Annotated in this window: 21 protein-coding genes and 1 riboswitch; of the genes, 11 read left to right on the plus strand and 10 right to left on the minus strand. The window is 54.7% G+C overall.

The window, feature by feature from the left end; translation table 11 throughout:
• The 10 genes from tuf to dcuB form a co-directional block, all read left to right on the plus strand.
• Positions 1 to 1,104 (plus strand): elongation factor Tu (tuf, locus tag F8562_RS02660; RefSeq protein WP_049083968.1); only part of this gene is annotated, 1,104 nt, incomplete at its 5' end.
• Positions 1,105 to 1,336: 232 nt separating this feature from the next.
• Positions 1,337 to 1,720 (plus strand): preprotein translocase subunit SecE, encoded by a 384-nt coding sequence (secE, locus tag F8562_RS02665; RefSeq protein WP_004097638.1) that lies wholly within the window; start codon positions 1,337 to 1,339, stop codon positions 1,718 to 1,720.
• 1 nt (position 1,721) lies between these two features.
• Complete coding sequence (nusG, locus tag F8562_RS02670) at positions 1,722 to 2,267, plus strand: transcription termination/antitermination protein NusG (RefSeq protein ID WP_002438628.1); 546 nt, start codon at positions 1,722 to 1,724, stop codon at positions 2,265 to 2,267.
• A gap of 153 nt (positions 2,268 to 2,420) precedes the next feature.
• Complete coding sequence (rplK, locus tag F8562_RS02675; protein ID WP_004097640.1) at positions 2,421 to 2,849, plus strand: 50S ribosomal protein L11; 429 nt, start codon at positions 2,421 to 2,423, stop codon at positions 2,847 to 2,849.
• Between the two features lie 3 nt (positions 2,850 to 2,852).
• On the plus strand, positions 2,853 to 3,557 hold the full coding sequence (gene rplA, locus F8562_RS02680; RefSeq protein WP_004097642.1) for a 50S ribosomal protein L1: 705 nt from the start codon (positions 2,853 to 2,855) through the stop codon (positions 3,555 to 3,557).
• Positions 3,558 to 3,976: 419 nt separating this feature from the next.
• Positions 3,977 to 4,474 (plus strand): 50S ribosomal protein L10, encoded by a 498-nt coding sequence (gene rplJ, locus F8562_RS02685; RefSeq protein ID WP_004097644.1) that lies wholly within the window; start codon positions 3,977 to 3,979, stop codon positions 4,472 to 4,474.
• A gap of 66 nt (positions 4,475 to 4,540) precedes the next feature.
• Entirely contained in the window at positions 4,541 to 4,906 is a 366-nt protein-coding gene (rplL, locus tag F8562_RS02690; RefSeq protein WP_004097645.1) for a 50S ribosomal protein L7/L12, read from the plus strand.
• A 325-nt stretch (positions 4,907 to 5,231) separates the two neighbouring features.
• Entirely contained in the window at positions 5,232 to 9,260 is a 4,029-nt protein-coding gene (gene rpoB, locus F8562_RS02695; protein WP_004097647.1) for a DNA-directed RNA polymerase subunit beta, read from the plus strand.
• A 76-nt stretch (positions 9,261 to 9,336) separates the two neighbouring features.
• Entirely contained in the window at positions 9,337 to 13,560 is a 4,224-nt protein-coding gene (gene rpoC / locus F8562_RS02700) for a DNA-directed RNA polymerase subunit beta' (RefSeq protein WP_014227492.1), read from the plus strand.
• 409 nt (positions 13,561 to 13,969) lie between these two features.
• Complete coding sequence (gene dcuB / locus F8562_RS02705; protein WP_004097650.1) at positions 13,970 to 15,310, plus strand: anaerobic C4-dicarboxylate transporter DcuB; 1,341 nt, start codon at positions 13,970 to 13,972, stop codon at positions 15,308 to 15,310.
• A gap of 43 nt (positions 15,311 to 15,353) precedes the next feature.
• On the opposite strand, the gene F8562_RS02710 is transcribed toward dcuB, so the two are convergent.
• The 10 genes from F8562_RS02710 to F8562_RS02755 all read right to left on the minus strand — a co-directional run bounded on the left by F8562_RS02710 (position 15,354) and on the right by F8562_RS02755 (position 24,121).
• Positions 15,354 to 15,671 carry a PTS lactose/cellobiose transporter subunit IIA gene (locus tag F8562_RS02710; RefSeq protein ID WP_014837098.1) on the minus strand — a complete coding sequence of 106 codons (318 nt, stop codon included), beginning with the start codon at positions 15,669 to 15,671 and terminating at the stop codon, positions 15,354 to 15,356.
• A gap of 3 nt (positions 15,672 to 15,674) precedes the next feature.
• Positions 15,675 to 15,980 carry a PTS sugar transporter subunit IIB gene (locus tag F8562_RS02715; RefSeq protein WP_004097653.1) on the minus strand — a complete coding sequence of 102 codons (306 nt, stop codon included), beginning with the start codon at positions 15,978 to 15,980 and terminating at the stop codon, positions 15,675 to 15,677.
• Positions 15,981 to 16,152: 172 nt separating this feature from the next.
• A complete protein-coding gene (locus F8562_RS02720; protein WP_094909564.1) occupies positions 16,153 to 17,685 on the minus strand; it encodes a sensor domain-containing diguanylate cyclase in 1,533 nt (510 codons plus the stop codon).
• A 320-nt stretch (positions 17,686 to 18,005) separates the two neighbouring features.
• Positions 18,006 to 19,139 carry a 2-iminoacetate synthase ThiH gene (gene thiH / locus F8562_RS02725; RefSeq protein WP_014837100.1) on the minus strand — a complete coding sequence of 378 codons (1,134 nt, stop codon included), beginning with the start codon at positions 19,137 to 19,139 and terminating at the stop codon, positions 18,006 to 18,008.
• Positions 19,136 to 19,906, minus strand: a complete 771-nt coding sequence (gene thiG, locus F8562_RS02730; RefSeq protein WP_014837101.1) for a thiazole synthase — start codon at positions 19,904 to 19,906, stop codon at positions 19,136 to 19,138. The genes thiH and thiG overlap by 4 nt, the downstream gene beginning before the upstream one ends.
• A gap of 1 nt (position 19,907) precedes the next feature.
• Positions 19,908 to 20,108, minus strand: coding sequence for a sulfur carrier protein ThiS (gene thiS, locus F8562_RS02735; RefSeq protein ID WP_014837102.1), 201 nt, complete (start codon positions 20,106 to 20,108; stop codon positions 19,908 to 19,910).
• Positions 20,092 to 20,847: a HesA/MoeB/ThiF family protein gene (locus F8562_RS02740; protein WP_014837103.1), complete on the minus strand. Its 756-nt coding sequence runs from the start codon at positions 20,845 to 20,847 to the stop codon at positions 20,092 to 20,094. The genes thiS and F8562_RS02740 overlap by 17 nt, the downstream gene beginning before the upstream one ends.
• A complete protein-coding gene (gene thiE / locus F8562_RS02745) occupies positions 20,840 to 21,475 on the minus strand; it encodes a thiamine phosphate synthase (protein ID WP_014837104.1) in 636 nt (211 codons plus the stop codon). The genes F8562_RS02740 and thiE overlap by 8 nt, the downstream gene beginning before the upstream one ends.
• Entirely contained in the window at positions 21,475 to 23,370 is a 1,896-nt protein-coding gene (gene thiC / locus F8562_RS02750) for a phosphomethylpyrimidine synthase ThiC (protein ID WP_014837105.1), read from the minus strand. The genes thiE and thiC overlap by 1 nt, the downstream gene beginning before the upstream one ends.
• Positions 23,371 to 23,455: 85 nt before the next feature.
• Positions 23,456 to 23,569, minus strand: a riboswitch (TPP riboswitch).
• 54 nt (positions 23,570 to 23,623) lie between these two features.
• Positions 23,624 to 24,121: an Rsd/AlgQ family anti-sigma factor gene (locus F8562_RS02755; protein ID WP_014837106.1), complete on the minus strand. Its 498-nt coding sequence runs from the start codon at positions 24,119 to 24,121 to the stop codon at positions 23,624 to 23,626.
• A gap of 95 nt (positions 24,122 to 24,216) precedes the next feature.
• Between F8562_RS02755 and nudC the strand changes: the two genes are divergently transcribed.
• On the plus strand, positions 24,217 to 24,990 hold the full coding sequence (nudC, locus tag F8562_RS02760; RefSeq protein ID WP_004097667.1) for an NAD(+) diphosphatase: 774 nt from the start codon (positions 24,217 to 24,219) through the stop codon (positions 24,988 to 24,990).
• The last annotated feature ends 112 nt before the right edge of the window (positions 24,991 to 25,102 follow it).

Consider the following 25,102-nt stretch of genomic DNA (forward strand, 5'->3'; position numbering starts at 1 on the left):
CTGACCGCTGCAATCACTACCGTTCTGGCTAAAACCTACGGTGGTTCTGCTCGCGCATTCGACCAGATCGATAACGCGCCGGAAGAAAAAGCTCGTGGTATCACCATCAACACTTCTCACGTTGAATATGACACCCCGACTCGCCACTACGCGCACGTAGACTGCCCGGGCCACGCCGACTATGTTAAAAACATGATCACCGGTGCTGCGCAGATGGACGGCGCGATCCTGGTTGTTGCTGCGACTGACGGCCCGATGCCGCAGACTCGTGAGCACATCCTGCTGGGTCGTCAGGTAGGCGTTCCGTACATCATCGTGTTCCTGAACAAATGCGACATGGTTGATGACGAAGAGCTGCTGGAACTGGTTGAAATGGAAGTTCGTGAACTTCTGTCTCAGTACGATTTCCCGGGCGACGACACTCCGATCGTTCGCGGTTCCGCTCTGAAAGCGCTGGAAGGCGACGCAGACTGGGAAGCGAAAATCATCGAACTGGCTGGCTACCTGGATTCTTACATCCCGGAACCAGAGCGTGCGATTGACAAGCCGTTCCTGCTGCCGATCGAAGACGTATTCTCCATCTCCGGTCGTGGTACCGTTGTTACCGGTCGTGTAGAGCGCGGTATCATCAAAGTTGGCGAAGAAGTTGAAATCGTTGGTATCAAAGAGACTGCGAAGTCTACCTGTACTGGCGTTGAAATGTTCCGCAAACTGCTGGACGAAGGCCGTGCTGGTGAGAACGTTGGTGTTCTGCTGCGTGGTATCAAACGTGAAGAAATCGAACGTGGTCAGGTACTGGCTAAGCCGGGTTCTATCAAGCCGCACACCAAGTTCGAATCTGAAGTGTACATTCTGTCCAAAGACGAAGGCGGCCGTCATACTCCGTTCTTCAAAGGCTACCGTCCGCAGTTCTACTTCCGTACAACTGACGTGACTGGCACCATCGAACTGCCGGAAGGCGTAGAGATGGTAATGCCGGGCGACAACATCAAAATGGTTGTTACCCTGATCCACCCGATCGCGATGGACGACGGTCTGCGTTTCGCAATCCGTGAAGGTGGCCGTACCGTTGGCGCGGGCGTGGTTGCTAAAGTTCTCGGCTAATTGCTGATAACATTTGACGCAATGCGCAATAAAAGGGCATCATTTGATGCCCTTTTTGCACGCTTTCACACCAGAACCTGGCTCATCAGTGATTTTTTGGGTCATAATCATTGCTGAGACAGGCTCTGAAGAGGGCGTTAAGTCCGAAACGCAGCAGAGCATTTCGGTTTGGTCGCCTCGCATTTCATGCGGGGTGAAGTTATTTGTCTGAATTCTTGTGACAGGTTGGTTTATGAGTGCGAATACCGAAGCTCAAGGGAGCGGGCGCGGCCTCGAAGCGATGAAGTGGACAATCGTAGTCGTGCTGCTGGTTGTGGCCATCGTCGGCAACTTCCTTTATCGTGACATTATGCTGGCAGTGCGTGCGCTGGCTGTAGTGATTCTGATCGCTGCAGCGGGCGGTGTCGCGCTGTTAACGACAAAAGGTAAGGCGACAGTCGCCTTCGCTCGTGAAGCGAGAACCGAAGTCCGCAAGGTGATCTGGCCGACTCGCCAGGAAACGTTGCATACCACGCTGATTGTTGCCGCAGTGACTGCCGTAATGTCACTGATCCTGTGGGGACTGGATGGTATTCTGGTTCGCCTGGTATCCTTTATCACTGGCCTGAGGTTCTGAGATGTCTGAAGCTCCTAAAAAACGCTGGTACGTCGTTCAGGCGTTTTCCGGTTTTGAAGGTCGCGTAGCTACCTCGTTGCGTGAACATATCAAATTACACAATATGGAAGAGTTGTTTGGCGAAGTCATGGTGCCGACCGAAGAAGTGGTCGAAATCCGCGGCGGCCAGCGTCGTAAAAGCGAACGCAAATTCTTCCCGGGCTACGTGCTGGTCCAGATGGTGATGAACGACGCGAGCTGGCACCTGGTGCGCAGCGTACCGCGTGTGATGGGTTTCATCGGCGGTACATCTGACCGTCCGGCACCGATCAGCGACAAAGAAGTCGACGCGATCATGAACCGTCTGCAGCAGGTTGGCGATAAGCCGCGGCCGAAAACGCTGTTTGAGCCGGGTGAAATGGTTCGCGTTAGCGACGGTCCATTTGCCGACTTTAACGGTGTGGTTGAAGAAGTGGACTACGAGAAGTCTCGTCTGAAAGTGTCCGTTTCTATCTTCGGTCGTGCAACGCCGGTTGAGCTGGACTTCGCTCAGGTAGAAAAAGCCTAACAGCCGATCAAAAAAGCAACGTTTTAATCGTTGCATGAGGCGCGGAATTGACATACAATTTCGCGCCTTTTGTTTTTATGGGTCTGATTCCCATAAAGCGATATTTATCACGGGGAGCCTTTTTAGGCGCTACACCCAAACGAGGAAATTTACATGGCTAAGAAAGTACAAGCCTATGTCAAGCTGCAGGTTGCAGCTGGTATGGCAAACCCGAGTCCGCCGGTTGGTCCAGCACTGGGTCAGCAGGGTGTGAACATCATGGAATTCTGCAAAGCGTTCAACGCAAAAACTGAATCCCTGGAAAAAGGTCTGCCGATCCCGGTTGTTATTACCGTTTACGCTGACCGTTCTTTCACCTTCGTTACCAAAACTCCGCCGGCAGCAGTTCTGCTGAAAAAAGCGGCTGGTATCAAGTCTGGTTCCGGTAAACCGAACAAAGACAAAGTAGGTAAAATTTCCCGCGCTCAGCTGCAGGAAATCGCGCAGACCAAAGCTGCCGACATGACTGGTTCCGACATTGAAGCGATGACTCGCTCCATTGAAGGTACTGCACGTTCCATGGGCCTGGTAGTGGAGGACTAAGAAATGGCTAAACTGACCAAGCGCATGTCCGTGATTCGTGACAAAGTTGATGCGACCAAACAGTACGACATCAACGAAGCCATCTCTCTGCTGAAAGAACTGGCTACTGCTAAGTTCGTTGAAAGCGTTGATGTTGCCGTTAACCTCGGCATCGACGCGCGTAAATCTGACCAGAACGTCCGCGGCGCGACCGTACTGCCGCACGGTACTGGCCGTTCAGTTCGCGTAGCCGTATTTGCCCAGGGCCCGAACGCTGAAGCAGCTAAAGCTGCTGGCGCAGAGCTGGTAGGTATGGAAGATCTGGCTGACCAGATCAAAAAAGGCGAAATGAACTTTGACGTTGTTATTGCTTCCCCGGATGCAATGCGCGTTGTTGGCCAGCTGGGCCAGGTTCTGGGTCCGCGCGGCCTGATGCCAAACCCGAAAGTGGGTACCGTAACGCCGAACGTTGCTGAAGCGGTTAAGAACGCTAAAGCAGGTCAGGTTCGTTACCGTAACGACAAAAACGGCATCATCCACACCACCATCGGTAAAGTGGATTTTGACGCTGATAAACTGAAAGAAAACCTGGAAGCTCTGCTGGTTGCGCTGAAAAAAGCAAAACCGACTCAAGCTAAAGGCGTGTACATCAAGAAAATCAGCATCTCCACCACCATGGGTGCTGGCGTTGCCGTTGATCAGGCTGGTCTGAGCGCATCTGCGAACTAAGATTAGCTTTACGTGGGCGGTGGTTTTGTCTACAATTCTACCCCCACGATTCTGTTGAAATATAACAGAGCACTATGCGAGTCATTTGAATTGCAGCAAGGCAGCAAGTGAGTGAATCACCAGGAGCATAGTTAACTATGTGACTGGTGTGAACGAGCGCAGCTAACACGGCTGCGGTTCAAAGGACGAAGTCATAGAAAGAATTTGTTCGTTGGAGCCTGGCCTATCCAGGCCTCCGTCGAAGACCGCAGGTGTTTCGCAAGAGACTTAATGCCCTGCGTAGACGGTGACAGAACGCTAAGATTATTTTTGGATACTCTGGCTTGTTTCTGCTCACCGTATTAAGACGCTCTTCTCTTTGAGTCGAGTGAAGTGAGTTCCGGAGCATGAGCTCTGGCAAACATCCAGGAGCAAAGCTAATGGCTTTAAATCTTCAAGACAAACAAGCGATTGTTGCTGAAGTCAGCGAAGTAGCCAAAGGCGCGCTGTCTGCAGTAGTTGCGGATTCCCGTGGCGTGACTGTAGACAAAATGACTGAACTGCGTAAAGCAGGTCGTGAAGCTGGCGTATACATGCGTGTTGTTCGTAACACCCTGCTGCGCCGCGTCGTTGAAGGTACTCCTTTCGAGTGCCTGAAAGACACGTTTGTTGGTCCGACCCTGATTGCATACTCTATGGAACACCCGGGCGCTGCCGCTCGTCTGTTCAAAGAGTTCGCGAAAGCGAATGCAAAATTTGAGGTCAAAGCCGCAGCCTTTGAAGGTGAGCTGATCCCGGCGTCGCAAATCGACCGCCTGGCAACTCTGCCGACCTACGAAGAAGCAATTGCACGCCTGATGGCAACCATGAAAGAAGCTTCGGCTGGCAAACTGGTTCGCACTCTGGCTGCTGTACGCGATGCGAAAGAAGCTGCTTAATCGCAGTTGTCTTTGTAAAGCATTCGCTTACGTATAAACTTATTCTGATATTCAGGAACAATTTAAATGTCTATCACTAAAGATCAAATCATTGAAGCAGTATCCGCTATGTCCGTAATGGACGTTGTTGAGCTGATCTCTGCAATGGAAGAAAAATTCGGTGTTTCCGCTGCTGCTGCTGTAGCTGTAGCTGCTGGCCCGGTTGAAGCTGCTGAAGAAAAAACTGAATTCGACGTAATTCTGAAAGGTATCGGCGCTAACAAAGTTGCCGTTATCAAAGCAGTACGTGGCGCAACTGGCCTGGGTCTGAAAGAAGCTAAAGACCTGGTAGAATCTGCTCCGGCCGCTCTGAAAGAAGGCGTGAGCAAAGATGACGCTGAAGCACTGAAAAAATCTCTGGAAGAAGCTGGCGCTGAAGTTGAAGTTAAATAAGCCAACCTTTCCGGTTGCAGCCTGAGAAATCAGGCTGATGGCTGGTGACTTTTTAGTCACCAGCCTTTTTGCGCTGTAAGGCGCCAGTAGAATTTCACACTGTTTGACTACTGGTTGTCCTGACAATGCTTGTTTCTATAGACGACTTAATATACTGCGACAGGTTAGGGCTCCTGAGCTGTGTAAATCGCAATGAAATGGTTTAAGCGTGATAGAAACAGGTATTGCGGAAAGTGTTCCATTTTCCGGTCAACAAAATAGTGTTGCATAAAAAACTGCCTTATGTGGGCAGATGGGTCGACTTGTCAGCGAGCTGAGGAACCCTATGGTTTACTCCTATACCGAGAAAAAACGTATTCGTAAGGATTTTGGTAAACGTCCGCAGGTTCTGGACATACCTTATCTCCTTTCTATCCAGCTTGACTCGTTTCAGAAGTTCATCGAGCAAGATCCTGAAGGGCAGTATGGTCTGGAAGCAGCTTTCCGTTCCGTATTCCCGATCAAAAGCTACAGCGGTAACTCTGAGCTGCAGTACGTCAGCTACCGTCTGGGCGAACCGGTTTTTGACGTTAAAGAATGTCAGATCCGTGGCGTGACCTACTCGGCACCGCTGCGCGTCAAACTGCGTCTGGTGATCTACGAGCGCGAAGCGCCGGAAGGCACCGTTAAAGACATTAAAGAACAAGAAGTCTACATGGGCGAAATTCCGCTCATGACCGACAACGGTACCTTCGTTATCAACGGTACCGAGCGCGTTATCGTTTCTCAGCTGCACCGTAGCCCGGGCGTCTTCTTTGACAGTGACAAAGGTAAGACCCACTCTTCCGGTAAGGTCCTGTATAACGCACGTATCATTCCTTACCGTGGCTCCTGGCTGGACTTCGAGTTCGACCCGAAAGACAACCTGTTTGTCCGTATCGACCGTCGTCGTAAGCTGCCGGCTACCATCATCCTGCGCGCGCTGAATTACACCACTGAGCAGATCCTTGACCTGTTCTTCGAGAAAGTGGTTTTTGAAATTCGCGATAACAAGCTGCAGATGGAACTGGTACCGGAGCGTCTGCGCGGCGAAACGGCCTCCTTCGACATCGAAGCGAACGGTAAAGTGTACGTTGAGAAAGGGCGTCGCATCACCGCACGTCACATTCGCCAGCTGGAAAAAGACGATATCAAACATATCGAAGTTCCGGTTGAGTACATCGCTGGCAAAGTTGCCTCTAAAGACTATGTTGACGAATCTACTGGCGAGCTGATCTGCCCGGCGAACATGGAGCTGAGCCTGGATCTGCTGGCCAAGCTGAGCCAGTCTGGCCATAAGCGTATCGAAACGCTGTTCACCAACGATCTGGATCACGGTCCGTACATCTCTGAGACTGTACGCGTCGACCCGACCAACGACCGTCTGAGCGCGCTGGTAGAAATCTACCGCATGATGCGCCCTGGTGAGCCGCCGACTCGTGAAGCGGCTGAAAGCCTGTTCGAGAACCTGTTCTTCTCCGAAGACCGCTACGATCTGTCCGCGGTAGGTCGTATGAAGTTCAATCGTTCTCTGCTGCGCGACGAAATCGAAGGTTCCGGTATCCTGAGCAAAGAAGACATCATCGAAGTGATGAAGAAGCTCATCGATATCCGTAACGGTAAAGGCGAAGTCGATGATATCGACCACCTCGGCAACCGTCGTATCCGTTCCGTTGGCGAAATGGCGGAAAACCAGTTCCGCGTTGGCCTGGTCCGCGTAGAGCGTGCGGTGAAAGAGCGTCTGTCTCTGGGCGATCTGGATACCCTGATGCCTCAGGATATGATCAACGCCAAGCCGATTTCTGCGGCAGTGAAAGAGTTCTTTGGCTCCAGCCAGCTGTCTCAGTTTATGGACCAGAACAACCCGCTGTCTGAGATTACGCACAAACGTCGTATCTCTGCACTCGGCCCGGGCGGTCTGACCCGTGAACGCGCAGGCTTTGAAGTTCGAGACGTACACCCGACCCACTACGGTCGTGTATGTCCAATCGAAACGCCTGAAGGTCCGAACATCGGTCTGATCAACTCCCTGTCCGTGTACGCACAGACGAACGAATACGGTTTCCTCGAGACCCCGTACCGTAAAGTGACTGACGGTGTTGTAACCGACGAAATTCATTACCTGTCTGCTATTGAAGAAGGCAACTACGTTATTGCTCAGGCGAACTCCAACCTGGATGACGAAGGCCACTTTGTAGAAGATCTGGTTACCTGCCGTAGTAAAGGCGAATCCAGCTTGTTCAGCCGCGACCAGGTTGACTACATGGACGTATCCACCCAGCAGGTGGTATCCGTCGGTGCGTCCCTGATCCCGTTCCTGGAACACGATGACGCCAACCGTGCATTGATGGGTGCGAACATGCAACGTCAGGCCGTTCCGACTCTGCGCGCTGATAAGCCGCTGGTTGGTACCGGTATGGAACGTGCTGTTGCCGTTGACTCCGGTGTAACTGCGGTCGCTAAACGTGGCGGTACCGTTCAGTACGTGGATGCTTCCCGTATCGTTATCAAAGTTAACGAAGACGAGATGTACCCGGGCGAAGCAGGTATCGACATCTATAACCTGACCAAGTACACCCGTTCTAACCAGAACACCTGCATCAACCAGATGCCGTGTGTCTCTCTGGGTGAGCCGATTGAGCGCGGTGACGTGCTGGCTGACGGCCCGTCTACCGACCTCGGTGAACTGGCGCTCGGCCAGAACATGCGCGTCGCGTTCATGCCGTGGAACGGTTACAACTTCGAAGACTCCATCCTCGTTTCCGAGCGTGTTGTCCAGGAAGACCGTTTTACCACCATCCACATTCAGGAACTGGCGTGCGTGTCTCGTGACACCAAGCTGGGGCCGGAAGAGATCACCGCCGACATCCCGAACGTGGGTGAAGCTGCGCTCTCTAAACTGGATGAATCCGGTATCGTTTATATCGGCGCGGAAGTGACCGGTGGCGATATTCTGGTTGGTAAGGTTACGCCGAAAGGTGAAACCCAGCTGACGCCGGAAGAGAAACTGCTGCGTGCGATCTTCGGTGAGAAAGCGTCTGACGTTAAAGACTCTTCCCTGCGCGTACCAAACGGTGTCTCCGGTACCATTATCGACGTTCAGGTCTTTACCCGCGACGGCGTAGAAAAAGACAAACGTGCGCTGGAAATCGAAGAGATGCAGCTCAAACAGGCGAAGAAAGACCTGTCTGAAGAACTGCAGATCCTCGAAGCTGGCCTGTTTGGTCGTATCTACGCGGTGCTGGTCTCCGGTGGTATCGAAGCTGAGAAGCTCGATAAGCTGCCGCGCGATCGCTGGCTGGAACTGGGCCTGACCGACGAAGAGAAACAGAATCAGCTGGAACAGCTGGCTGAGCAGTACGACGAACTGAAACACGAGTTCGAGAAAAAACTCGAAGCGAAACGCCGCAAAATCACTCAGGGCGACGATCTGGCACCGGGCGTGCTGAAGATTGTCAAAGTGTATCTGGCCGTTAAACGTCAGATTCAGCCTGGTGACAAAATGGCAGGCCGTCACGGTAACAAGGGTGTTATCTCTAAGATCAACCCGATCGAAGATATGCCTTACGATGAAAACGGCACGCCGGTTGACATCGTACTGAACCCGCTGGGCGTACCGTCTCGTATGAACATCGGTCAGATCCTGGAAACTCACCTGGGTATGGCTGCGAAAGGTATTGGCGAGAAAATCAACGCCATGCTGAAACAGCAGCAGGAAGTCGCCAAACTGCGCGAATTCATCCAGCGTGCCTACGATCTGGGCACCGACGTGCGTCAGAAGGTTGATCTGAATACCTTCACTGACGAAGAAGTTATGCGTCTCGCTGAAAACCTGAAAAAAGGTATGCCGATCGCAACGCCGGTCTTCGACGGTGCGAAAGAGTCTGAAATCAAGGAACTGTTACAGCTTGGTGGCCTGCCGACTTCCGGCCAGATCACCCTGTTCGACGGTCGTACCGGTGAGCAATTCGAGCGCCAGGTTACCGTTGGCTACATGTACATGCTGAAACTGAACCACCTGGTTGATGACAAGATGCATGCGCGTTCTACCGGTTCTTACAGCCTGGTTACTCAGCAGCCGCTGGGTGGTAAGGCGCAGTTCGGTGGTCAGCGCTTCGGGGAGATGGAAGTGTGGGCGCTGGAAGCATATGGCGCAGCATACACCCTGCAGGAAATGCTCACCGTTAAGTCTGATGACGTGAACGGCCGTACTAAGATGTATAAGAACATCGTGGACGGCAACCATCAGATGGAACCGGGCATGCCGGAATCCTTCAACGTACTGTTGAAAGAGATTCGCTCGCTGGGCATCAACATCGAACTGGAAGACGAGTAACTCTCGCTCAAACAGGTCACTGGTGCCGGGGTAAGACCCGGCGCCAGATTGTGCTAACTCCGACGGGAGCAAATCCGTGAAAGACTTATTAAAGTTTCTGAAAGCGCAAACTAAAACCGAAGAGTTTGATGCGATCAAAATTGCTCTGGCATCGCCAGACATGATCCGTTCATGGTCTTTTGGTGAAGTTAAAAAGCCGGAAACCATTAACTACCGTACGTTCAAACCTGAGCGTGACGGCCTTTTCTGTGCGCGTATTTTCGGGCCAGTAAAAGACTACGAGTGCCTGTGCGGTAAGTACAAGCGCCTGAAACACCGCGGTGTGATCTGTGAGAAGTGCGGCGTTGAAGTGACCCAGACTAAAGTGCGCCGTGAGCGTATGGGCCACATCGAGCTGGCGTCTCCGACCGCCCACATCTGGTTCCTGAAGTCTCTGCCGTCCCGTATCGGCCTGCTGCTCGATATGCCGCTGCGCGATATCGAACGCGTGCTGTACTTCGAATCCTATGTGGTTATCGAAGGCGGTATGACCAACCTGGAACGCCAGCAGATCCTGACTGAAGAACAGTATCTGGACGCGCTGGAAGAGTTCGGTGACGAATTTGACGCGAAGATGGGTGCGGAAGCTATCCAGGCCCTGCTGAAGAGCATGGATCTGGAGCAAGAGTGTGAAACTCTGCGCGAAGAGCTGAACGAAACCAACTCCGAAACCAAGCGTAAGAAGCTGACCAAGCGTATCAAACTGCTGGAAGCGTTCGTACAGTCTGGCAACAAGCCGGAGTGGATGATCCTGACCGTTCTGCCGGTTCTGCCGCCAGATCTGCGTCCGCTGGTTCCGCTGGATGGCGGTCGTTTCGCGACTTCTGACCTGAACGATCTGTATCGTCGCGTCATTAACCGTAACAACCGTCTGAAACGTCTGCTGGATCTGGCTGCGCCGGACATCATCGTACGCAACGAAAAACGTATGCTGCAGGAAGCGGTCGACGCCCTGCTGGATAACGGTCGTCGCGGTCGTGCGATCACCGGTTCTAACAAACGTCCTCTGAAATCTTTGGCCGATATGATCAAAGGTAAGCAGGGTCGTTTTCGTCAGAACCTGCTCGGTAAGCGCGTTGACTACTCCGGTCGTTCTGTAATCACCGTAGGTCCATACCTGCGTCTGCATCAGTGCGGTCTGCCGAAGAAAATGGCGCTGGAGCTGTTCAAACCGTTCATCTACGGCAAGCTGGAACTGCGTGGCCTCGCCACCACCATCAAAGCCGCTAAGAAAATGGTTGAGCGTGAAGAAGCTGTCGTTTGGGATATCCTGGACGAAGTGATCCGCGAACACCCGGTACTGCTGAACCGTGCACCAACCCTGCACCGTCTGGGTATCCAGGCATTTGAGCCGGTACTGATCGAAGGTAAAGCTATTCAGCTGCACCCGCTGGTTTGTGCGGCATACAACGCCGACTTCGATGGTGACCAGATGGCTGTTCACGTACCGCTGACGCTGGAAGCCCAGCTCGAAGCGCGTGCGCTGATGATGTCTACCAACAACATCCTGTCTCCGGCGAACGGCGAACCAATCATCGTTCCGTCTCAGGACGTTGTACTGGGTCTGTACTACATGACCCGTGACTGTGTTAACGCCAAAGGCGAAGGCATGGTGCTGACTGGCCCGAAAGAAGCTGAGCGTATTTATCGCGCTGGCCTGGCCTCTCTGCATGCGCGCGTTAAAGTGCGTATCACTGAATACGAAAAAGATGCTAACGGCGAATTCGTTGCGAAAACCAGCCTGAAAGACACGACTATCGGCCGTGCCATTCTGTGGATGATCGTACCGAAAGGTCTGCCTTTCTCCATCGTCAACCAGGCGCTGGGTAAGAAAGCGATCTCCAAAATGCTGAACACCTGCTACCGTATTCTGGGCCTGAAACCGACCGTTATTTTTGCGGACCAGACGATGTACACCGGCTTTGCTTATGCAGCGCGCTCAGGTGCATCCGTTGGTATCGATGACATGGTCATCCCGGAGAAAAAATACGAGATCATCAGCGAAGCGGAAGCGGAAGTTGCTGAGATTCAGGAGCAGTTCCAGTCGGGTCTGGTTACCGCTGGCGAACGCTACAACAAAGTTATCGATATCTGGGCCGCGGCGAACGATCGTGTATCCAAAGCGATGATGGACAACCTGCAAACTGAAACCGTTATTAACCGTAACGGCGAAGAAGAGCAGCAGGTCTCCTTCAACAGCATTTACATGATGGCCGACTCCGGTGCGCGTGGTTCTGCTGCACAGATTCGTCAGCTTGCCGGTATGCGTGGTCTGATGGCGAAGCCGGATGGCTCCATCATCGAAACGCCAATCACCGCGAACTTCCGTGAAGGTCTGAACGTACTCCAGTACTTCATCTCCACGCACGGTGCGCGTAAAGGTCTGGCGGATACCGCACTGAAAACGGCGAACTCCGGTTACCTGACTCGTCGTCTGGTTGACGTTGCGCAGGACCTGGTCGTGACTGAAGACGACTGTGGCACCCTGGAAGGCATCACCATGACCCCGGTTATCGAGGGTGGCGATGTTAAAGAGCCGCTGCGCGATCGCGTACTGGGTCGTGTGACCGCTGAAGACGTTCTGAAGCCGGGTACGGCGGACATTCTGGTTCCACGCAACACGCTGCTGCACGAGCACTGGTGCGATCTGCTGGAAGAGAACTCCGTTGACTCCGTCAAAGTGCGTTCCGTTGTATCCTGTGACACCGACTTTGGTGTATGTGCGCACTGCTACGGTCGTGACCTGGCGCGTGGCCACATCATCAACAAAGGTGAGGCTATCGGCGTTATCGCGGCACAGTCCATCGGTGAACCGGGTACACAGCTGACGATGCGTACGTTCCACATCGGTGGTGCGGCATCTCGTGCGGCTGCTGAGTCCAGCATCCAGGTGAAAAACAAAGGTAGCATCCGTCTGAGCAACGCGAAGTCGGTTGTGAACTCCAGCGGTAAGCTGGTTATTACTTCCCGTAATACCGAGCTGAAGCTGATCGACGAATTCGGTCGTACCAAAGAGAGCTATAAAGTGCCTTACGGCTCCGTTATGGCGAAAGGTGATGGCGAGCAGGTTGCCGGCGGTGAAACCGTAGCAAACTGGGATCCGCACACCATGCCGGTTATCACCGAAGTGAGTGGTTTTGTCCGCTTCACTGACATGATTGACGGCCAGACCATTACTCGTCAGACCGACGAGCTGACCGGTCTGTCTTCTCTGGTGGTTCTGGATTCTGCAGAGCGTACCACTGGCGGTAAAGATCTGCGTCCGGCGCTGAAAATCGTTGATGCTCAGGGCAATGACGTTCTGATCCCTGGCACCGATATGCCTGCGCAGTACTTCCTGCCGGGTAAAGCGATTGTTCAGCTGGAAGATGGCGTCCAGATCAGCTCTGGTGACACCCTGGCGCGTGTACCGCAGGAATCCGGCGGTACCAAGGACATCACCGGTGGTCTGCCGCGCGTTGCCGACCTGTTCGAAGCGCGTCGTCCGAAAGAGCCGGCAATCCTGGCTGAAATCAGCGGCATCATTTCCTTCGGTAAAGAAACCAAAGGGAAACGTCGTCTGGTTATCACCCCGGTAGACGGTAGCGATCCGTACGAAGAGATGATTCCTAAGTGGCGTCAGCTCAACGTGTTCGAAGGTGAACGCGTAGAACGTGGTGACGTGGTTTCCGACGGTCCGGAAGCGCCGCACGACATTCTGCGTCTGCGTGGCGTGCATGCTGTGACTCGTTACATTGTTAACGAAGTTCAGGACGTATACCGTCTGCAGGGCGTTAAGATTAACGATAAGCACATCGAAGTTATCGTTCGTCAGATGCTGCGTAAAGCGACCATCGAAAGCGCCGGTAGCTCCGACTTCCTGGAAGGCGAACAGGTTGAATACTCTCGCGTTAAGATTGCTAACCGCGATCTGGAAGCGAACGGCAAAGTGGGTGCAACATTCTCCCGCGATCTGCTGGGTATCACCAAAGCGTCCCTGGCAACCGAATCGTTCATCTCTGCCGCATCGTTCCAGGAGACCACCCGTGTCCTGACCGAAGCAGCCGTTGCGGGTAAACGCGACGAACTGCGTGGCCTGAAAGAGAACGTTATCGTGGGTCGTCTGATCCCGGCCGGTACCGGTTATGCGTACCACCAGGATCGTATGCGCCGTCGCGCAGCGGGCGAACTGCCTGCAGCGCCGCAGGTCAGCGTGGAAGAAGCTTCTGCTAACCTGGCAGAACTGCTGAACGCGGGTCTGGGCGGTTCTGACAACGATTAATCGTTGATTCGCTAAACGCTCAAAAAGCCAGTCAGGTCACCTGACTGGCTTTTTTATTGCCTGCCAGTTTATTGTTGCCGTTTATCCCGTCTACTTTTTTATTACATTTTATTGATGTAATAGCTGCAATTAATTAGCAAATATAAACCACTCCTATAATGATTTATTTCCATGATTGTTTTTCATCCTCAATGAAAGGGTGAAAATTCTACGCGTGTCAAAAAATAAGCACCGCAAACGCTATATAGTCAAAAAACTAAAATAATCATGTGATTACTTTCCCGGTTCTTTTCGGTTTACCGCAGCCGAGGGGATTGTTACGCCTGTTAAAAGGCGATGGAGGAGGTGAACTAATAAAAACAAAGCGGAGAGTATTGTCGTTATTTAATGGATAGCTTCTGGGGGATGTATGGAATTTGCTATACAACTTATCATTATCTTAATTTGTTTGTTCTATGGTGCGAGAAAGGGCGGCATTGCGCTCGGTCTTTTAGGCGGCATTGGGCTAGTTATCCTGGTCTTTGTTTTTCACCTGAAGCCTGGAAAACCGCCCGTCGATGTCATGCTGGTTATTATCGCCGTCGTGGCGGCATCGGCGACGCTGCAGGCTTCCGGTGGTTTAGACGTGATGCTGCAGATTGCCGAGAAACTCCTGCGGCGAAACCCGAAATATGTCTCGATCGTCGCGCCATTCGTCACCTGTACGCTGACGATTCTTTGCGGCACGGGGCACGTGGTATATACCATTCTGCCGATTATTTATGATGTCGCCATCAAAAATAACATCCGTCCGGAGCGACCCATGGCCGCCAGCTCGATCGGCGCGCAGATGGGGATTATCGCCAGCCCGGTTTCCGTGGCGGTCGTCTCGCTGGTGGCAATGCTTGGCAACTTTACCTTTAACGGCAAGCACCTTGAATTTCTCGACCTGCTGGCGATAACCATTCCGTCCACGCTGCTGGGGATTCTGGCCATTGGTATCTTCAGCTGGTTTCGCGGCAAAGACCTCGATAAAGACGAAACTTTCCAGGCCTTTATTGCGGTACCGGAAAACCGTCACTACGTGTACGGGGACACGGCCACGCTGCTGGATAGAAAGCTTCCGACCAGCAACTGGATTGCGATGTGGATTTTTCTGGCCTCAATCGCGGTTGTCGCCCTGCTCGGCGCCTTCTCCGAACTGCGTCCGGCATTCGACGGTAAGCCGCTGTCGATGGTGCTGGTGATCCAGATGTTTATGCTGCTCTCCGGGGCGCTCATCATCATCATTACGAAAACGAATCCGGCTTCGATCTCCAAAAATGAGGTGTTCCGTTCCGGGATGATCGCTATCGTTGCCGTGTACGGCATCGCGTGGATGGCGGAAACGATGTTCGGCGCGCACATGACCGAGATTAAAGGCGTGCTCGGGGAGATGGTGAAGGAGTACCCGTGGGCCTACGCTATCGTTCTGCTGCTGGTATCGAAGTTTGTTAACTCCCAGGCGGCTGCGCTGGCGGCGATCGTCCCGGTGGCGTTGGCGATTGGCGTCGATCCGGCCTACATCGTCGCTTCCGCACCCGCCTGCTACGGCTATTACATTCTGCCGACCTACCCAAGCGATCTGGCGGCGATTCAGTTCGACCGCTCAGGTACCACGCATATCGGCCGCTTTGTGATTAACCATAGCTTTATTCTGCCAGGGCTCATTGGCGTCAGCGTCTCTTGCGTCTTTGGCTGGGTATTTGCGGCGATGTACGGATTTCTTTAAGAGGATACGGGCGCCGGTAGCGGCGCCTGTTAAGTCGTTGACGTTATTGTGCGAGCGGAATTCGGCGATAGAGCTCAATCATGTCGGTAGCCAGATCCTGAATGACCATCGCGTTCATCAGGTGGTCCTGAGAGTGTACGGTAATCAGGTTAACCGGAAGCTTGCCGCTGCCTTCATCCATGCCAATCAGCTGGGTCTGGATTTTATGCGCATGCTTGACGAATTCATGGGATTCCACCATTGCCTGTTCGGCCGCAGCAAAATCGCCTTTACGCGCCAGCTGCAGAGCGGTTAACGCCGAGCTGCGCGCAGAACCGGCGTTAACCAGCAGCTCCATGATGATCGTTTCTAAATCTTCCATCTCTTACTCCATCAGCTTCAGGGCTTTATCAAGCACGGCATCGCCTTTCATCATGCCGTAATCCATCATATCGATGACGGCGACTTTTTTACCAAACGGGTCGGCCATTGCCTGTAGCTTGGCCTGCTCGTACTTCACCTGAGGGCCGAGCAGGATAATATCGGCAGCGGCAAGATTATCTTTAAACTCGGCAACCGGTACGGCTTTGATGGAGACTTCCACGCCTTTTTGTTGCGCAGCGGCCTGCATACGTTGAACCAGCATGCTGGTGGACATTCCTGCGGCACAGCATAAAACGATATTCTTCATAATTGTTGGCCCTTATGTTCCTTGATGTACCATCTTTATCGCGGGCAGGCGGGCGGGACAACCGCTTTACGGTGATTGTGTGTAAGTCATCACAAAATAATGAAACCGGTTTCGGTTCTGGGGGAGAAAACGCTAAAAGCCGCGTCCGACAGGCCTGAAACGGTGGGCTCTGTTAAGCGCGGACGATGCGATTCTTGCCCTGCTGCTTGGCTTTATACAGCGCTTCATCAACGCGTACGACAAGCTGCTCCAGGGGCTCCATATTCCATTCCCCCAGTCCCGCGCTGAAGGTGACCGTTAGCCCTTCTTCACGCCAGGAGCGCTGCGCAACGCGGGCCCGCCAGCTCTCCAGCAGCATCAGGGCGTCATCGCTATGTCCGGTGGTAAAGATCGCCGCAAACTCTTCGCCGCCGTAGCGGTAAAGCGAAATTTGCAGGGGCTGGAGGATTTGCAGCCCTTCCCGGGCGACATTGCGCAGCACGATATCGCCGTTGAGGTGACCCCAGGTGTCGTTTATCGTTTTGAAGTTATCAATATCAACCAGCGCAAGAGAAAAGGGCTGATGATCGTTCATCAGTGCGGCGATATCGCTGTCAAAGGCGCGGCGGTTCTTGCAGCCGGTTAGCGCGTCGATGGTCGCCTGGCGAACGTAGGTTAACTCGCGCTGCTTATTGCTCTCGATGGCTTTGCTGAGCATCGCTTCCAGCCGCGGGGCGCGCTGAACATCCCCGGTTTTAATCGCATTGATGATGTTCATCAACACCGTACGTGAAGCATGGCGCAGATACAGTCCAAACAGCACAATAACGATCGCGGCCAGGGCAAAGCTCCAGGCGACGATATCCGTTTCATGGCGCGTTAAGTTGACCAGCGTCGAGTTATCGACCCGATAAATAACAAACCAGTCGGGGTTGGTAAAGGAGTAGTAATAGTACCAGGTGTCCGTATTGGTGTTGTACAGCTGGCCTTCGCCGCTGGTCATTCTGTCCATCAAGGCTTCACTGACGTAGGGTTTAAACAAAGCGCCGGGATCGGGATGGAGAACGACTTTACCATCGCGTTGCACCACAAAAAACTCCCCCTGGACGGGTGCAACCATCTGCCGTAACGCGTAGCCCATTGAGGTGAGATCGAGATGAAACGCGAGACTGCCCTTTAGCCGTCCCTCTGGAGAAATTATGGGTTTGTAGACGGTAATCGTCGGGTGATGCGTGAAGTAGTCGTTGTACGGGCTGGTATACCGACTGAAGGTACTGGCTTCCGCTTGCTTAATAAACCACGGCCTTGTTTTGGCATCGAAGGACTGGCTGTCTTCGGTTTCCAGAACCTCGGGCGAGCGCAGATAGTGCCCATTGGTATCCGCCAGCGAGATGGACGAAACGGTCTGCATCATATTTTGCAACTGCATAAGCTGCATCAACCCTTTTTCCGGATTGACGTTAACCGCCTCATTCAGCGCATCGTTGCGGGCAAAGAAAGTGGCGGCACGGGTGAGGATAAAGTCGTTGCCCTGCAGCAGCGTCTCCGTGTAGTTGGTCGCCATATTGTGGGTAAAATTGCGATTAATATGATGATAATCTTCGAGAAAATCATTCCTCTGCGTCGTCGTGGCAAACACCGCTATCAGCAAGAAGCTGAATAAAATACCTGCAAATCCGATGATAATCGGCGTGGTGAAAGAGAGCTTTCTATTATGACGAGCCATGAGTCGTAAATCGTTCCAGAAGCGTTAAACCGTGGGTGGAGACGCAGGTTTAGCCAGCATGCCTGCTGAGCGAATCAGATAAAACTCCGGTAATTATAACGCTGACGTTGTGATATGGACTGATTAATATTCGATATTGATGGAATTACCGTTGCCGCAAAGAGGCGGGAGCAGGGCGAAAAGGAGGAAGAGTGAATATTCGCCCTGGCCAGCGTCCGCTGCTGACAGGGGCAGAATAGAGAAACGGGAACAGGGCCACAATCTCCCGTTTCTCTTATTACGATCGTGCATGAAGAACGTTTAAGAAATTACATTCGTTATCATGACGATTGGGAGGCGCGTCCCAGCCAGCTGTCCCAATCCTTCCATACCGGCTGTAGACCGCTGGCCACCAGGGCGCTGGCGACCTCTTCCGGGCGGCGGTCATCGTGAGGCGCGAACTGCTCCAGCTCCGGATGGTTATCGGCATACCCGCCGGGCTGGGTTTTCGAAAAGGCGCTGACGTTGTTGATGGCCAGCGGGATCACCCGATCGCGGAACCAGGGGGATTCGCGGGTGGAGAGCGAGAGTTCCACTTCCGGAGCCAGCAGGCGGAAGGCGCAAATGGTTTGCACCAGCTGCCGTTCATCCATTAATGAGGCGGGCTCGATACCTCCCGCGCAAGGCCGCAGACGTGGGAAGGAGATGGAGTAGCGGCTGCGCCAGTAATGCTGCTGGAGCCACAGCAGATGCTCCGCCACCATAAAGCAGTCCACCCGCCAGCTGTCGGAAAGGCCAATAAGTGCGCCAAGGCCAATTTTATCAATCCCCGCCAGCCCAAGCCTGTCCGGCGTATCCAGCCGCCAGAAGAAATCCTGCTTTTTCCCTTTCAGATGGTGTTTCGCATACATGCTTTCATGATAGGTCTCCTGATAGACCATCACCCCGTCCAGACCGAGGGTTTTCAGCTCGGCGTACTCTTCCATCGCCAGCGGCTGGACCTCCATATGCAGCGAGGCGAACTGGCGGCGAATCGCGGGCAGATGCTGGCGAAAGTAGTCCATGCCGACCTTGCCCTGATGTTCGCCGGTCACCAGCAGCAGATGCTCAAAGCCCATTTCGCGGATCGCCGCGCATTCACGGGCTATTTCCGCCTCATCCAGAGTCTTGCGCTTGATGCGGTTACTCATTGAGAAACCGCAGTAGGTACAGTCGTTGGCGCAGAGATTAGAGAGATACAGCGGGACATAAAAGCTGACGGTATTACCAAAACGCTGGCGAGTCAGGCGCTGAGCGCGCTGGGCCAGAGGCTCCAGATAGTCCGCGGCGGCGGGGGAGAGCAGGGCCATCATATCGTCGCGGCTGAGCTGTTTGGCTGCCAGGGCGCGTTCAACGTCGGCGGGAGTTTTCCCGTTGATTCGCAGGCGAATATCGTCCCAGTCCAGCTGCCGCCAATGGTCAGTGAAGGTGTTCATATCCGCGCCTCCAGAAAGCCGGTCAGCGGGCTGGTGGCCTGCGCCTGCGCGCTGCGCGCGCCCGGGCCTGCCTGTCGGGCCAGCAAGCCGGCATCGATTGCTAAACGGAAGGCCCGCGCCATGGTTACCGGATCGTCGGCAACGGCGATGGCGGTATTCACCAGTACCGCGTCAGCGCCCATTTCCAGCGCCTGCGCCGCGTGACTCGGCACGCCAATACCCGCGTCAACGACTACCGGCACCGTGGCCTGCGCGATAATAATCTCCAGCATCGCTTTAGTTTCCAGTCCCTGATTGGAGCCGATGGGCGCGCCCAGCGGCATCACCGCCGCGCAGCCCGCTTCTTCGAGGCGCTTGCACAGCACCGGGTCGGCGCCGCAGTAGGGCAGCACCACGAAGCCTTCCCGTACCAGAATCTCCGCCGCTTTCAGCGTTTCGATCGGGTCGGGGAGCAGCCAGCGGGCGTCCGGGTGAATTTCCAGCTTCAGCCAGTGGGTGCCCAGCGCCTCCCGCGCCAGGCGGGCGGCAAATACCGCCTCTTCCGCCGTTTTAGCGCCGGAGGTGTTGGGCAGCAGGCTAACGCCGGCCGCCCGCAGCGGCGCGAGGATCGCGTCATTATGCTGACGGAGATCGACGCGCTTCATCGCCAGCGTCACCAGCTGGCTGCCGGAGGCGCGAATGGCCTCCACCATGACGTCGGGGGCGGCGAATTTACCGGTGCCGGTGAAAAGATGTGACTCAAAGGTTTTATCCGCAATACGTAACATGTCAGCCTCCAGCGATAACCTGAAAAAGCAGGATTTGATCGCCTTCCTGTAAGAGATGATCTTGCCACTGTTCACGCGGCAGGATGCGTTGATTGAGCGCCAGCGCGACGCCCGGCTGCTGCTGTTCCAGCTGCGTGAGCAGATCGGCGACGGAGGTCGCTTCGGCGCACTGCAACGGTTCATCGTTAAACCATATCCGCATGCTGCCCTCCGCATACCGGACAGCCCTGAGCCCGCTGGAGCGCGAGAGTGCGCCAGCTGCTGGTTCGGGCATCGAACAGGCGCAGCGCGTTACGCGGGGCCATCATGCCGGCGAGCAGCTTGATGGCCTCCAGCGCCTGTAGGGTACCCATCATGCCAACCACCGGACCGATAATGCCCGCCGTACGGCAGTTGCGCTCAGGCTCGTTAGCGTCCGGCCACAGACAGCGATAGCAGCCCTGCTCCCACGGCGGCGTCAGTACCATCAGCTGCCCCCCAAGCCCGACGGCGCTGGCGGTAATCAGCGGCGTTTTAAGCGCGACGCAGGCGGCGTTGATCGCCTGACGAGTCGCCATGTTATCGGTGCAATCCAGTACCACATCGGCCTTCGCCACTTCATCCCGCAGGGCCTTTCCGCCTAACCGCTGCTTCAGCGCAATCAGTTCAATCTGCGGATTTAACTGAGCCAGCCGGGCCCTGGCGGCCGTGGTTTTAGGCTGAGCGATATCCTCGCTGGTGAACAAAATTTGTCGCTGCAGGTTACTGACGTGCACGTCGTCGTCATCGACCAGCACCAGCGTGCCGACGCCAGCGCCGGCAAGATAGAGCGCGGCGGGAGAGCCCAGCCCGCCGAGGCCCACGATCAACACCCGGCTGGCCAGCAGCTTTTGCTGGCCTTCAATGGCGATATCCTCCAGCAGCAGCTGGCGGCTATAGCGCATAAAATCGCTGTCATTCATCACCGGCTCCCGCTATCTCGAGCAGCCGGGCCGTTGCCTGTCGCCAGTCGGCCGCCTGAGTAATGGCGCTGACCACCGCAACGCTGCCGACGCCGGTCGCCAGTACCGCCGGGGCGCGCTCAAGGCTGATGCCGCCAATCGCCACGGTTGGATAATCCCCGAGTCGCTGAATATGCTGCGCCAGCTGATCCAGCCCCTGAGGGGCGGAAGGCATCTGCTTGGTTTGCGTTGGAAAAACGTGCCCAAGCGCGATGTAAGAGGGACGCGCCGCCAGCGCGATATCAATTTCCATATCGTCATGCGTCGAAACGCCAAGGCGCAGCCCGGCGTTGCGGATGCCGCTGAGGTCGGTCGTTTCCAGATCCTCCTGGCCTAAATGCACGCCGTAAGCCTGATGTTTGATGGCCAGGCGCCAGTAATCGTTAATAAACAGCCGCGCATGGTATTTGCGTCCCAGAGCGATAGCGGCAACGACATGCTCTTCAACCTCACTATCGCGTTTATCCTTGATGCGCAGCTGGAGAGTGCGAACGCCCGCGGCCAGCAGGCGTTCGATCCACGTGACGCTATCGACGACCGGATAGAGCCCTAAACGGAAAGGGACGGATGGAAAATCGGGTTGATACATCAGGCTTCCTCCTTACGTAGATAGATTTCACTGCCGCGGGCGCGGAAGTTATCCGACATATCGGCCATCCCCACTTCGATGGTCTGCGCGGCGGCGTAGTCGCGAACTTCCTGGCTTATCTTCATTGAGCAGAATTTAGGGCCGCACATGGAGCAGAAGTGGGCCACTTTGCCTGACTCCTGCGGCAGGGTTTCGTCGTGGTAAGCGCGCGCGGTGAACGGGTCGAGCGCCAGATTAAACTGATCTTCCCAGCGGAACTCGAAGCGCGCTTTCGACATGGCGTTATCGCGGATCTGCGCGCCGGGATGGCCTTTGGCGAGATCGGCGGCGTGGGCGGCAATTTTGTAGGTAATCAGGCCCTGCTTAACGTCTTCTTTATTCGGCAGGCCGAGGTGCTCTTTTGGCGTCACGTAGCAGAGCATCGCGCAGCCGAACCAGCCGATCATGGCGGCGCCAATTCCCGAGGTGAAATGGTCATAGCCCGGCGCGATATCGGTGGTTAGCGGCCCTAAGGTGTAGAACGGCGCTTCGTGGCAGTGCTCCAGCTCTTCGGTCATATTGCGCTGAATCATCTGCATCGGCACGTGGCCCGGGCCTTCGATCATCACCTGTACGTCATACTCCCAGGCGATTTTGGTCAGTTCGCCCAGGGTGTGCAGTTCGGCGAACTGCGCTTCGTCGTTGGCATCCTGAATCGAGCCGGGACGCAGGCCGTCGCCCAATGACAGCGAGACGTCATAGGCGGCGCAGATTTCGCAGATTTCGCGGAAATGCTGGTAGAGGAAATTCTCTTTGTGATGGGACAGGCACCATTTCGCCATGATTGAGCCGCCGCGGGAGACGATGCCGGTCAGGCGCCTGGCGGTCATCGGCACGTAGCGCAGCAGCACGCCCGCATGGATGGTGAAGTAGTCCACCCCCTGTTCCGCCTGCTCGAGCAGCGTATCGCGGAAGGCTTCCCAGGTGAGATCTTCGGCGATCCCGTTGACCTTCTCCAGAGCCTGGTAGATCGGCACCGTACCGATCGGTACCGGACTATTGCGCAGGATCCACTCGCGGGTCTCGTGAATATAGCGGCCGGTGGAGAGGTCCATGACCGTATCCGCTCCCCAGCGCGTCGCCCACACCAGCTTCTCGACCTCTTCTTCAATCGACGAGGTGACCGCCGAGTTGCCGATATTGGCGTTAACCTTCACGAGGAAGTTGCGGCCAATAATCATCGGTTCGGATTCCGGATGATTAATATTGGCCGGGATAATCGCGCGCCCGGCGGCGACTTCAGCCCGCACAAACTCCGGGGTGATATTCTCCGGCAGCCGCGCGCCAAACCCAACGCCCGGATGCTGCTGGCGCAGCACTTCGCCACGAATACGCTCGCGGCCCATATTCTCGCGAATGGCGATGAACTCCATTTCCGGGGTGACAATCCCCTGACGGGCGTAGTGCAACTGCGTCACGCATTTCCCGACGATGGCGCGCCTGGGCGTGAGCAGGCCGGTAAAGCGCAGTTCGTTGAGGCCATCATCCGCCAGCCGCTCTCTGGTATAGGCCGAGCTGCGATCGCTGAGTGCTTCGCAGTCGCGGCGCGCATCAATCCACGGCTGACGCAGTTTTGCCAGACCCTGCTGAACGTTAATCGCGACGTGCGGATCGCCATAGGGGCCGGAGGTGTCATAGACCGGAATAGCTTCGTTCGCTTCGTACTGAGGATTATCTTTGCTGCCGCCGATAAGCGTCGGGCTCAGCTGAATTTCGCGCATCGGTACGCGAATATCTTCCTGCGAACCGGGGATATAGATGCGCTGCGAATTGGGAAATGCGGTACCTTCCAGGGTGTCGATAAAGCGCTGGGCGCGTTCGCGTTGCTCTCGACGCGTGAGTTTGGTTGTAGACATAGCTCATTCCAGTTAAACAGGATATGGCTTGCCAGACGACGGATGGAGTAACAGATGCGATCGGCCCTGAAGCGGCTGATGCTAAACGCAGTTTACTCTTGTTCCCTTCGCAGGTATTAGCCTGATCAGGTTCCGCGGATCCCGAATTAACGGTCTCAGCCTTTTCCAGTGTGGAAAATGGGCACTCCGACAAGATGACATCCCCTCTCCGTGAGGGGGAATGTATGTAAACTACGCGTTAATGGCTCACAACTCAAGCGGTCGGCGCGATATTGTCGCTGACGTTGTCTTTGCGGCTGTGGGCGACGGCGAGGGCGATCAGGTTATCTTCCAGCGCAAAGCGCGCTTCCAGCGCTTCGCCGATGTCCGACAGCGCCTGCTGGAACTCAAGGTAGTTATCGTGATCGATGGCGTTTTCGAGGCAGGAGTCGTAATAATCCATGATCTGCTGGGTATTGGCCTGCAGCTGTGGATAAATCTTAGTGGCGGCTAAAAGTGGCGTATCGCCTTCCAATTCGCCGATAAAGCGTTCATAAATATTAAAATGGCCGGAGGAGAGGTAGTCCACCAGGCTTTGACAAAAATCATCCAGCGCTTTCTCATTAAGCCGCATAAATGATTCTTTGCCGGGCTTCAGGCCAACCAGGTTGTAGTAAGCCACAAGCAAATGCTTACGTACTTGTAGCCAGCGATCGACCAGTTTATTGCTGCCTCCAACACGTTCCGTCAGGTTTTCCAGCTGGTTTAACATGGTTGACTCCGCAAGGTTTTAAGAGAAATACGTTGCTCACCAAAATGTAAATTTAATGTTAAAAGTGCCAGTAAAATAAAGGTAGTGCAATAGATATGGATCGTATTATTGAAAAATTAGATCGCGGCTGGTGGATCGTCAGCCACGAACAGAAATTATGGTTGCCCGACGGAGAATTGCCCTACGGCGAAGCGGTAAATTTTAATCTTGCGGGGCAGCCCGCGCTGCGAATCGGAGAATGGCAGGGCGATCCGGTGTGGCTGGTCCGCCAGGATCGCCGGCATGAGATGGGATCGCTGCGTCAGGTGCTCGATCAGGATGCTGGCCTTTTTCAACTGGCGGGGCGCGGGATCCAGCTGGCGGAGTTCTACCGATCGCATAAATTCTGCGGCTACTGCGGTCATCCTATGCACCCCAGCAAAACCGAGTGGGCAATGCTGTGCAGCCACTGCCGCGAACGCTACTACCCGCAAATCGCCCCGTGCATTATCGTCGCCATCCGTCGGGATGATTCTATCCTGCTGGCGCAGCATACTCGCCATCGCAACGGCGTGCATACGGTGCTGGCCGGGTTTGTCGAAGTCGGCGAAACCCTGGAGCAGACCGTTGCCCGCGAGGTGATGGAGGAGAGCGGCATTAAGGTGAAAAACCTGCGCTACGTGACCTCTCAGCCCTGGCCGTTCCCGCAATCGCTGATGACCGCGTTTATGGCCGAGTACGATAGCGGCGAGATTGTCATCGACAAGAAAGAGCTGCTGGAGGCGGGATGGTATCGCTATGACAATCTGCCGCTTTTGCCGCCGCCGGGCACCGTGGCGCGCCGTCTGATTGAAGATACCGTGGCGATGTGTCGGGCAGAGTATGAGTGACATGTTACATACACTTTATCCTTCAAATTGCCTCTTTGTTGGCTGCTTTCACTTACCCCAGTCACTTACTTGAGTAAGCTCCTGGGGTTCATTCAATTGCCGCCTCGATCCA

The sequence above is a fragment of the Klebsiella sp. RCJ4 genome, assembly GCF_009025755.1.
GTDB classification, from domain to species: domain Bacteria; phylum Pseudomonadota; class Gammaproteobacteria; order Enterobacterales; family Enterobacteriaceae; genus Klebsiella; species Klebsiella michiganensis.